Source organism: Mesorhizobium sp. M5C.F.Ca.IN.020.29.1.1 (assembly GCF_003997375.1).
GTDB lineage: Bacteria > Pseudomonadota > Alphaproteobacteria > Rhizobiales > Rhizobiaceae > Mesorhizobium > Mesorhizobium wenxiniae.
Map to the genome: position 1 here is coordinate 1 of NZ_RZSW01000210.1, position 9,934 is coordinate 9,934.

The 9,934-nt window shown below is 62.3% G+C and carries 10 protein-coding genes and 1 pseudogene; 5 read left to right on the forward strand and 6 right to left on the reverse strand.

Going from position 1 to position 9,934, the window contains the following annotated elements:
• Positions 1-131, forward strand: a pseudogene (locus tag EOA85_RS17870) (ABC transporter ATP-binding protein); the annotation flags it as partial.
• Positions 132-178: 47 nt separating this feature from the next.
• Here the strand turns inward: EOA85_RS17870 and EOA85_RS17875 are convergent.
• From EOA85_RS17875 to EOA85_RS17895, 5 genes are all read right to left on the reverse strand, one after another.
• Positions 179-1,246 (reverse strand): sn-glycerol-3-phosphate import ATP-binding protein UgpC, encoded by a 1,068-nt coding sequence (locus tag EOA85_RS17875; protein ID WP_127210607.1) that lies wholly within the window; start codon positions 1,244-1,246, stop codon positions 179-181.
• Between the two features lie 7 nt (positions 1,247-1,253).
• Positions 1,254-2,102 (reverse strand): sn-glycerol-3-phosphate ABC transporter permease UgpE, encoded by an 849-nt coding sequence (gene ugpE / locus EOA85_RS17880; protein ID WP_127210608.1) that lies wholly within the window; start codon positions 2,100-2,102, stop codon positions 1,254-1,256.
• An 8-nt stretch (positions 2,103-2,110) separates the two neighbouring features.
• Positions 2,111-2,995, reverse strand: a complete 885-nt coding sequence (ugpA, locus tag EOA85_RS17885; RefSeq protein ID WP_127210614.1) for a sn-glycerol-3-phosphate ABC transporter permease UgpA — start codon at positions 2,993-2,995, stop codon at positions 2,111-2,113.
• An 81-nt stretch (positions 2,996-3,076) separates the two neighbouring features.
• Positions 3,077-4,387, reverse strand: a complete 1,311-nt coding sequence (ugpB, locus tag EOA85_RS17890; RefSeq protein WP_029348594.1) for a sn-glycerol-3-phosphate ABC transporter substrate-binding protein UgpB — start codon at positions 4,385-4,387, stop codon at positions 3,077-3,079.
• A 214-nt stretch (positions 4,388-4,601) separates the two neighbouring features.
• Positions 4,602-5,288, reverse strand: a complete 687-nt coding sequence (locus tag EOA85_RS17895) for a TlpA disulfide reductase family protein (protein WP_127210609.1) — start codon at positions 5,286-5,288, stop codon at positions 4,602-4,604.
• Positions 5,289-5,323: 35 nt separating this feature from the next.
• Here EOA85_RS17895 and argH point away from each other — a divergent pair, with 35 nt between their 5' ends.
• The 3 genes from argH to lysA all read left to right on the forward strand — a co-directional run bounded on the left by argH (position 5,324) and on the right by lysA (position 8,478).
• Positions 5,324-6,724: an argininosuccinate lyase gene (gene argH, locus EOA85_RS17900; RefSeq protein WP_127210610.1), complete on the forward strand. Its 1,401-nt coding sequence runs from the start codon at positions 5,324-5,326 to the stop codon at positions 6,722-6,724.
• Between the two features lie 227 nt (positions 6,725-6,951).
• Positions 6,952-7,158 carry a hypothetical protein gene (locus tag EOA85_RS17905; RefSeq protein ID WP_029348597.1) on the forward strand — a complete coding sequence of 69 codons (207 nt, stop codon included), beginning with the start codon at positions 6,952-6,954 and terminating at the stop codon, positions 7,156-7,158.
• Positions 7,159-7,209: 51 nt separating this feature from the next.
• Positions 7,210-8,478, forward strand: a complete 1,269-nt coding sequence (gene lysA, locus EOA85_RS17910) for a diaminopimelate decarboxylase (protein WP_127210611.1) — start codon at positions 7,210-7,212, stop codon at positions 8,476-8,478.
• Between the two features lie 91 nt (positions 8,479-8,569).
• On the opposite strand, the gene EOA85_RS17915 is transcribed toward lysA, so the two are convergent.
• A complete protein-coding gene (locus EOA85_RS17915; RefSeq protein WP_127210612.1) occupies positions 8,570-8,872 on the reverse strand; it encodes a metalloregulator ArsR/SmtB family transcription factor in 303 nt (100 codons plus the stop codon).
• A gap of 50 nt (positions 8,873-8,922) precedes the next feature.
• Between EOA85_RS17915 and EOA85_RS17920 the strand changes: the two genes are divergently transcribed.
• Positions 8,923-9,870 carry a threonine/serine dehydratase gene (locus EOA85_RS17920; RefSeq protein ID WP_127210613.1) on the forward strand — a complete coding sequence of 316 codons (948 nt, stop codon included), beginning with the start codon at positions 8,923-8,925 and terminating at the stop codon, positions 9,868-9,870.
• Positions 9,871-9,934: the final 64 nt, after the last annotated feature.

Here is a 9,934-nt window from a genome sequence, read left to right on the forward strand (position 1 = left end):
GTCCCGATCCGCCGGACGCAGCCGCGATCGGCAACACGCCGTTGATCCTGCGCAAGCCGGGCATGGACACACCGGTGGTTGGCGAGATCGTCCGGCTGACGGTGTCGGGAAAGGCGCATGTGTTTGCCTGAACGGTCTTGCGTCTCCGCAGTTCGCCAGTCAGGCCGACAGGCCGGCTTCAATCGACCCGTTTTCCGGCCTGATCGAACCAATGCAGCCTTTCGGCTTTGGCCACGACACGCAACTGATCACCAGGCTTTGCGGCGGCGCGCCCTGAGACGCGCACGACGATACGGCTGCCGCCTGCGGCGCAGTGAAGAAAGCTTTCGGCACCGACCGGTTCGACTGCCTCGACTGTCGCCGGCAGGACGAGCGCACCGGACAGCGCCTCCGCATTGAAGGTGACGTCGGCATCTTCCGGACGAAAACCCAGTGTCACGGCTGGTGTTTCAGGGGCCGCAAAGCCGATCGCCGTGCCGTCGGGCAGCAGCGGGCCCGAGGAACTTCCGGTCAGCGTCAGAAGATTCATCGGCGGCGCGCCGATGAAGGAAGCGACGAAGATCGAGGCCGGCTTTTCGTAGATGTCGAGCGGCGCGCCCGTTTGCTCGACCAGTCCGGCGTTCATGACAACAAGAATGTCGGCCAGCGTCATCGCCTCCAGCTGGTCGTGGGTGACATAGACCGAGGTGACGCCAAGCGTGCGCTGCAAATTCTTGATCTCGACCCGCATCTGACCGCGCAATTTGGCATCAAGATTGCTGAGCGGCTCGTCGAACAGGAAGACTTTCGGATTGCGCACGATGGCGCGGCCCATGGCGACGCGCTGGCGCTGGCCGCCGGAAAGCTCGCGCGGGCGCCGGTCGAGCAGGGCCGAAAGCTCCAGCACCTTTGCGGTCGAGCGCACCCTGCTGTCGATCTCGTCCTTCGGCGTGCCGCGATTACGCAGGCCATAGGCCATGTTGTCGTAGACCTTCATATGCGGGTAAAGCGCGTAGTTCTGGAACACCATGGCGATGTCGCGCTCGGTCGGGCCAATGGCGTTCACCACCTTGCCGTCGATGGCGACTGTACCGGCAGAAATCGTCTCCAACCCGGCGATCATCCTCAGCAGCGTGGACTTGCCGCAGCCGGAGGGGCCGACCAGAACGCAAAGCTCCTTGTCGGGAATGGCGATGGAGACCCCCTTCACGGCTTCGACGCCGCCGGGATAGACCTTCTTCACGTCCTTCAGATCGACGGTCGCCATCGGCTTCTCACTTTTCGGATTCGACCAGGCCGCGCACGAACCAGCGTTGCATCAGCACGACCACCAGGATCGGCGGCACGATGGCCAGCATCGCCGTGACCATGACCAGGTGCCATTGGGTGTCGGCATCGGCGAAGGAAACCATCTTTCTCAGCGCGATGACGATGGTGTTCATATCGTTGCTGTTGGTGACGAGCAGCGGCCAAAGATACTGCGTCCAGCCGTAGATGAAGAGGATCACGAAAAGTGCCGCGATGTTGGTGCGCGACAGTGGCAAGAGGATATCGAAGAAGAAGCGCCATGGCCCGGCACCATCGACACGTGCCGCCTCGACCAATTCGCCCGGTATGGTCATGAAAAACTGGCGGAACAGCAGCGTCGCGGTGGCCGAGGCAATCAGCGGGACGATCAGGCCGGCATAGGTGTCGATCATGCCGAGATCGACCATCACCTTGTAGGTCGGCAGGATGCGCACCTCCACGGGAAGCATCAAGGTGATGAAGATCAGCCAGAAGAAGATCATGCGCAGGGGAAAGCGGAAGAACACGATCGCATAGGCCGACAGAATCGAGATGAATATCTTTCCCACCGCAACGCCGAGCGCCATGACCGTGGTGTTGAGGAGCAGTTGGCCGACGCTGACACCGCCGATGCGGCCAATACCGCCGAACAGCGCCTCGCTGTAATTGTTCCAGAGCTGGCCGCCGGGCAAGAGCGGCAGCGGCGGCCTGAGGATGGTTTGCAGCGTGTGGGTCGAGGCAACGAAGGTGTAGTAGATCGGAAAAGCCACGATCAATATGCCAAGGATGAGCACGGCATGGGCGATGAAGGTGCGGAGCGGGGATTGGCCGATCATCGCTGCCCTCAACCGTAATGGACTTTGCGTTCCACGTAGCGGAACTGGATGGCGGTGAGCGCGATGACGATGGCCATCAGGATGACCGACTGCGCCGCCGAGTCACCCAGGATCAGATTAACGAAGCCGTCATTGTAGACCTTGTAGACCAGCGTCTCGGTCGCCTTGCCCGGCCCGCCGCCGGTGACGGCATGAACGATGCCGAACGTGTCGAACAGCGCATAGACAGTATTGACGACCAGCAGGAAAAAGGTCGTCGGCGCAAGCAGCGGGAAGACGATGGTCCAGAAGCGCTTGGTCTCGCCGGCGCCATCCATGGCCGCCGCCTCGATCAGGGTTTTCGGCACCGCCTGCAGGCCGGCGACGAAGAACAGGAAATTGTAGCTGATCTGCTTCCAGGCAGCCGCCGACACCAGCAGGATCATGGCGTGGGTGCCGTTGAGCAGCGGGTCCCATGCGATGCCGAGGCTTCTCAGCAAATACGCCAACGAGCCGATCGAAGGATTGAACAGAAACAGCCACAGCATGCCGGCGATCGCCGGCGCCACGGCATAGGGCCATATCAACAATGTGCGGTAGAGGCCTTTGCCGCGCACGGCCTTCTCGGCCATGACCGCAAGCAGCAGCGCCACACCCATCGCAACGATCGCGGTCGCAAGCGAAAACACCACGGTGACCTTGATCGAGTTGAGGTAGGCCGGATCGGCCAGCACCTTGCCGAAATTGGCGAACCAGACGAACCTGGTCCTCAGCCCGAACGGATCTTGCCTGAGCATCGACTGATAAAGCGCCTGGCCGGCCGGCCAGTAGAAGAAAACCAGTGTTATGGCGAGTTGTGGCGCCACCAGCAGGTAGGGCAGGATCTTGTTGGGAAAGACGATGCGTGGAGACAGGCTGATTTCCCTCGCTATCCAGGGGTCGCCCACGCGAGCTCGCGTGGGCGATATTCCAATCGATTGACCGAGATAATCTCGTCAGTTCTCGAGCGCTTCCTCGATCGCGGCGTTGCCGCGCGTGACCGCATTGTCGAGCGCCTGCTGAGCGGTTTGCTGGCCGGCCAGCATCTTCTCGAACTCCTCGTTCTGGATATCGCGCACCTGCGGCAGATTCGGCAGGCGCACGCCCTTCGAGTTATCGGTCGGCGCCTTGCCCGTCATCTGCAGGATGGGTGTCTCGCGGCCGGGGTTTTTGTCATAGAAGCCTGATTTCTTGGTCGCCTCGTAGGCGGCGAGCGTCACCGGCAGGTATCCCGACTTCTGGTGCAGATATTCCTGCACATCGGTCTTGGACAGATAGGCGAAGAAGGTCGCGACGCCCTTGTATTGCTCGTCCGACTTGTTGCCGAAGACCCACAGGCTGGCGCCGCCCGGCGTGGTGTTCTGCGGAGCGCCCTTGGCGTCGGTGTCGTAGGGAAGCTGGCCGATGCCATAGTTCATGCCGGACTTGACGATGTCGCCGAGGCCGCCCGACGATTCGGTGAAGATGCCGCATTCGCCGGCCAGGAAGATCTGCTTGGCTTCGGAGGTGCGCCCGCCATATTTGAAGGTGCCGTCCTTGGCGAGGTCTGTGAGCGCCTGGAAGTGGTTGACGAAAATCGGCGCATTGATCTTGAGCTCGACATCACCGCCGGCCAGGCCGTTTTGCTGGGTGGCCCAGGGCACGTCATTCCACGCCGCAAAGTTCTCGAGATGGATCCAGGTCAGCCAGGTCGAGGTGTAGCCGCATGAGGCGGCGCCGCTCGCCTTGATCTTCTTGGCAGCTTCCCACACCTCATTCCAGGTCTTGGGTGGGTTGTTCACATCGAGACCCGCCTTCTGGAAGATGTCCTTGTTGTAATAGAGGATCGGCGAGGAGGAGTTGTAGGGGAAGGACAGCATGGTGCCGTCCGGCTTCGAATAATAGCCGACTATGCCGGGCAGATACTGGCTCTTGTCGAAGGTCATCCCGGCACCGGTCATCACCTCGGCCACCGGCTTGATCGCACCCTCGGCCGCCATCATCACGCCGGTGCCGACATCGAACACCTGGAGAATATCGGGCGCCTGTCCGGCGCGGAAGGCAGCGATGCCGGCATTCAGCGTCTCGGGATAGGTGCCCTTGAACACCGGAACCAGCTCATAGTCGCTCTGGCTGGCGTTGAAATCCTTGGAGATCTTGTCGACGACTTCGGCGTTGGCGCCGGTCATGGCGTGCCACCAGCTGATCTGCGTGACGGCGAAAGCGGAAGTGGTGGAAAGCAGCGTCAAGGTGGCGGCGACACCGGCCGCGAAGCCGAAGAACTTCATGTTTCATCTCCCGTTTTGTCATTGGCGAAAGGGCACTCTCGCAAAGGCAATATGTGCCGCTCGTGACAATTGGACAACGGTTTTGTTGCGGATCGATGAACTCGATCTCCACGTAAAGTGGTGCACGCTTGCGAATGAGAGCTGATGGAAAGGGATTGCCAAGCCGGCTTACGACTCGAACAAGGCGACGAAGATCGGCAACAATCGCTGGCGCCTAGTCCGACTTTCCGAGCGCTGTCACGACCAGCCGCTTGGCGTCCGGTCCCGACCATTCGGCCGGGCCGTTCATGTGAGCGATCAGGCAGCCTTCACCGTCGATCAGCATGGTGACCGGCAGGCCGAGCGCCAGGCCGCGCGTCTTGAGATCGTTAAACAGCGCCATCGTCGAATCGCGGTAGTAGCCGAGCGCCTTGACGCCGGTTTCCTCGAGGAACTTCTTCGGCTTGGCGTCGTCGCCGACATCGACGTTGACCGCGACGACCTCGAAGGCGTCGCTGCCCATTTCTTTTTGCAGCGCGTCGAGCGCCGGCATTTCGGCGCGGCAGGGTGCGCACCATGTCGCCCACAGATTGAGCAGCAACGTCTTGCCGGCATGGTCGGCGAGCGTCATCGGCTTGCCGCCAGGGTCGTTGAAGGCAAGGCCCTTCAGCGATTGCGGCGGATCAGCCGGCAAAAGTGCTGCCACCTGGCCGGTGGCAGCCGCCGCGACCGTCTTGGCACGGTCGGCCTTGGCGGCGCAGGCGACATCGTCCTTGCTGTCGCCAACGGCGACTGGCGCGGGCGCGTTGTTGCCAGAACCGCTCTCGCTGACATATACCGCGACCGCGCCCGCAAGCACGCCCGCCACCAAAGCGGCGAGGATGAGGCGCGGGGCCGGGAAAAATCGATTGCCGTCTGCCATTTTCTAAAAACTGCTCCGGAGCACGGGTTATAGCGATGAGCGACAAGAAGGCCAGCAACCAGATGTGGGGCGGACGTTTTGCCTCGGGTCCGGCCGCGATCATGGAAGCGATCAACGCGTCGATCTCGTTCGACCGCAAACTCTATGCGCAGGATATCAGAGGCTCGATCGCCCATAGCGAGATGCTGGCGCAAACGGGCATTATTTCGACGGCCGATCAAGAAAAAATCGCTCACGGGCTGAACACGATCCTGGCAGAGATCGAAGCCGGCACGTTCGAGTTCTCGACCAGGCTGGAAGACATCCACATGAATGTCGAGGCCCGCCTTGCCGAGCTGATCGGCCCGGCCGCCGGCCGCCTGCATACCGCCCGCTCCCGCAACGACCAGGTAGCGGTCGATCTCAGGCTGTGGGTCAAAGACGAATGCTTTCGCGTCGCTGAGGCGCTGAAGGGCCTGATCTCGGCGTTCCTGGAACGGGCCGAGGAGCATGCGGCGACGGTGATGCCGGGCTTCACCCACATGCAGGCGGCGCAGCCGGTGACCTTCGGCCACCACTGCATGGCCTATGTCGAGATGTTTTCGCGCGACCTGTCGCGTGTCCGCGACGCCATCGAACGGATGGACGAAAGCCCGCTCGGTGCGGCCGCTCTTGCCGGCACAAGCTTTCTGATCGACCGGCACCAGACGGCCAAGGCGCTCGGCTTCCGCGAACCGATGCGCAACTCGCTGGACAGCGTTTCGGACCGCGATTTCGCACTGGAATTCTTGGGGCTGGCGGCGATCTGCGCGACGCATCTGTCGCGGCTGGCCGAAGAGATCATCATCTGGTCGACGCCGCAATTCGGCTTCGTCAGGCTGTCGGACTCATTCTCCACCGGCTCCTCGATCATGCCGCAGAAGAAGAACCCCGACGCCGCCGAGCTGGTGCGCGGCAAGACCGGCCGCGTCACCGGCCATCTGGTCGGCCTGCTGACGGTGATGAAGGGCATGCCGCTGACCTACGGCAAGGACATGCAGGAGGACAAGGAATCCGTGTTCGACGCCGCCGAGACGCTCGATCTGATGCTGGCGGCGATGACCGGCATGGTGCGCGACATGACGGTGAACGCGGCCGCCATGAAGAAGGCCGCCGGGTCAGGCTATTCGACCGCGACCGACCTTGCCGACTGGCTGGTGCGCACGCTCGGCCTGCCGTTCCGCGAGGCGCACCACGTCACCGGCCGCGCGGTGGGGCTGGCCGAGGAGAAGAAAATCGGGCTCGACAGGCTGCCGCTGGAAAACTTGCAGTCCATTCACCCCGGCATCACGGCGGACGTGTTTTCGGTGCTTGCCGTACAGAATTCGGTGAAGAGCCGCACGAGCTTCGGCGGCACCGCGCCGTCGGAGGTGAGGAAGCAGATCCGGTATTGGAAAAAGCACATTGCCAAGGCGTGATGCTCGTGCGGCGAATCCGAAATTCGCATCACGCTGGAGCAGCGCGGCGAGCGAATTTCGGATTCAAAAGCCGCACGAGTAATTGATGAATTCTAGTGTGGTTTTGGATTTGAAGTTCCTTGACGCGAATGCCATCAATGACAGGAACTTCTAATCCACCACACTAGGTGCAATGCCAGCAAAACTCGGCTAAAAGCGGCGGGCAAAAGTTTCAGACGGATGGATCGATGACCGCAAGCAGGATTTTGGTGACGTTGACGCTGCTGGTGGCGCTGGCAACCGTAACGGCCTGCGGCAGGAAAGCCGGCCTCGACACGCCCTATGAGGCGGCCGTGCAGGCGCGCAAGGACGCACAAAAGGCCGAGCAGCCCGTGCCGCCGGAGCCGGAAAAACCGGTCAAGGACAAGAAGTTCATTCTCGACCCGCTGATCTAGAGTCGATGAGATCGGCCGATCTTATCGGCTCCAACATCCGGAACCACTGTTGTGAACCATTTCGACTACCGCGACGGCGTGCTGCATGCCGAGGACGTGGCGATATCAGATATCGCCGCAAGCGTCGGCACGCCGTTCTATTGCTATTCGACGGCGACGCTGACCAGGCATTTCCGCGTGTTTTCGCAGGCCTTTGCCGGGCTCGACGCGCTGGTCTGCTACGCTATGAAGGCGAATTCCAACCAGGCGGTGCTAAAGATCCTGGCCAAGCTCGGCGCCGGCGCCGACGTGGTCTCGGAAGGCGAATTGCGCCGCGCCATGGCCGCTGGCATTCCGGCCAACAAGATCCTGTTTTCGGGCGTCGGCAAGACCGCGCGCGAAATGGATTTTGCGCTCTCGGTCGGCATTCTCTGCTTCAACGTCGAATCCGAACCGGAACTTGAATTGCTGTCGGCCCGCGCCACGGCACTGGGAAAGGTGGCGTCGATCTCGCTGCGCATCAATCCCGATGTCGACGCCAAGACCCACAAGAAGATCTCCACCGGCAAGGCCGAGAACAAGTTCGGCATTCCCTGGCAGAAGGCACGCCAGGTCTATGCCCGCGCAGCTGAACTGCCTGGCATCAAGGTCACCGGCATCGACACCCATATCGGCAGCCAGATCACCGAATTGCAGCCGTTCGACGACGCCTTCGCGCTGCTGGTGGAGCTGGTCGGCGTGCTGCGCGCCGACGGGCACGCCGTCGAGCATATCGATCTCGGCGGCGGCCTCGGTATTCCCTACCGCGTCGACAACAGCCCGCCTCCCTTGCCGGACGCTTATGCCCAGATCGTCAGGAAGCACGTCACCAAGCTGGGATTGAAGGTGATGTTCGAGCCGGGCCGGCTGATCGTCGGCAATGCCGGCATTCTCGTCTCGCAAGTGATCTTCGTGAAGGAAGGCGACGCCAAGAATTTCCTGGTCGTCGACGCCGCGATGAACGATCTGATCCGGCCGACGCTTTACGACGCCTTCCATGACGTCAAGCCGGTGGTGCAGCAGCCGGCAGCAGCGCCGCGCATGACGGTCGACGTGGTCGGCCCAGTCTGCGAGACCGGCGATTATCTCGGCCTCGACCGTGACCTGCCCCGGCTGAAGGCCGGCGACCTGATCGCAATCGCCACTGCCGGCGCCTATGGCGCGGTGCAGGCCGGCTCCTACAACACCAGGCCGCTGGTGCCCGAAGTGCTGGTCGACGGCGACCGTTTCCATGTCGTGCGCCCGCGCCAGACCTATGACGAGCTGATCGGACTGGATTCGCTGCCCGATTGGCTGAGATAGATCATGATCCCGAACCGAAGGTCCACGTCAGCGAAAAGTGGGAACCGGTCTTCGGAAACAATCATGGTCAATAATAAGATCGCCTGCACCGCTACAGCCGGTGCTGAATGAGCGCCCTCGTCTCGGCGATCCTGCCTTCGTCGCGGCGATAGAACGTCCACTGCTTGATACGCTTGCTGCTGAGAAGGCCGGCCCGGGTGAGCACCCGCATATGCTCGCTGAGCGTCGCCTGGGTGATCCCCAGCTTTTCGGCGATCAGCAGCGCGCAGACGCCGTCCTCGACCAGGTCGCCATCCGCTTGGCGTGGAAAATGCGCGCGCGGGTCCTTCAGCCAGTCGAGGATTTGCAGCCTGCGCTCGTTGGCAATCGCCTTGAAGACATCGACCTCTTGCATTTAGCCATTTTGCTAAGTTACTAAGAGATGTCAATCCTTGGGAGCAGGCCATGCTTAACGGCAATAGCATCACACGCGAACGCATCGCCGCAATGGAACCCCGCATCCGGCCATTCGTGCGCCACACGCCGGTGCTGCGCGTCGACATGGCCGATTTCGGCCGTCCGCCTCTTGCCGTCGACCTGAAGCTCGAATGCCTGCAGCATTCTGGCTCGTTCAAGGCACGTGGCGCCTTCACCAATCTTCTCGAGCGGCCGGTTCCCAAGGCTGGCGTTGTCGCGGCATCGGGCGGCAATCATGGCGCCGCGGTCGCCTATGCCGCCATGCGGCTCGGTCACAAGGCGACCATCTTCGTTCCCGAAGTGAGCCCGCCGGCCAAGCTGGAACGCATCCGCGCCTACGGCGCCGAGCTGGTCGTCGGTGGCGCGCGCTATGCCGAGGCGCTGGTCGCCAGCGAAGACTTTGCCGAAAAGTCCGGTGCACTGCAGATCCACGCCTTCAACCAGGAGGAAACGCTTGTCGGGCAAGGCACGCTTGGCCTCGAGATCGAGGCCGACCTGCCTGAGCTCGACACACTGCTGGTCGCCGTCGGGGGCGGCGGCCTGATCGGCGGCATCGCCGCCTGGTTTGCCGGCCGAATCAGGATCGTCGCCGTCGAGCCCGAAGGAGCGCCGACGCTTTATCGCGCCTTCGAGGCCGGTCAACCCGTCGATGCGCCAGCCGAGGGGATCGCCGCCGATTCGCTGGCGCCGAAGCGCGTCGGCGAAATGATGTTTCCAATCGCCGAGGCCTTCGTCGAGCATTCCATATTGGTCAGCGACGACGAGATTATCGCCGCGCAGGCGGCGCTTTGGGACCGAGTGCGAATCATCGCCGAGCCGGGCGGCGCGGCGGCTTTCGCGGCGATCCTGTCCGGCCGGTACGCGCCGGCTGCGGGCGAGCGTGTCGCGGTACTGGTCTGCGGTGCAAACGCCAATCCGGCTAAATTCGGACGATAACGGGGGCAGTCCTGTTCACGATTTCGGGAACCGCCTCGCCTTCGCCGTGTTTGTTGTTATGCTT

Coding starts and splice junctions, on each gene's coding strand:
- argH (WP_127210610.1), top strand. CDS start 5,324: ATGAGCGACAAGAAGGCCAGCAACCAGATGTGGGGCGGACGTTTTGCC.
- EOA85_RS17875 (WP_127210607.1), bottom strand. CDS start 1,246: ATGGCGACCGTCGATCTGAAGGACGTGAAGAAGGTCTATCCCGGCGGC.
- ugpB (WP_029348594.1), bottom strand. CDS start 4,387: ATGAAGTTCTTCGGCTTCGCGGCCGGTGTCGCCGCCACCTTGACGCTG.
- EOA85_RS17905 (WP_029348597.1), top strand. CDS start 6,952: ATGACCGCAAGCAGGATTTTGGTGACGTTGACGCTGCTGGTGGCGCTG.
- EOA85_RS17895 (WP_127210609.1), bottom strand. CDS start 5,288: ATGGCAGACGGCAATCGATTTTTCCCGGCCCCGCGCCTCATCCTCGCC.
- EOA85_RS17920 (WP_127210613.1), top strand. CDS start 8,923: ATGCTTAACGGCAATAGCATCACACGCGAACGCATCGCCGCAATGGAA.
- EOA85_RS17915 (WP_127210612.1), bottom strand. CDS start 8,872: ATGCAAGAGGTCGATGTCTTCAAGGCGATTGCCAACGAGCGCAGGCTG.
- ugpE (WP_127210608.1), bottom strand. CDS start 2,102: ATGATCGGCCAATCCCCGCTCCGCACCTTCATCGCCCATGCCGTGCTC.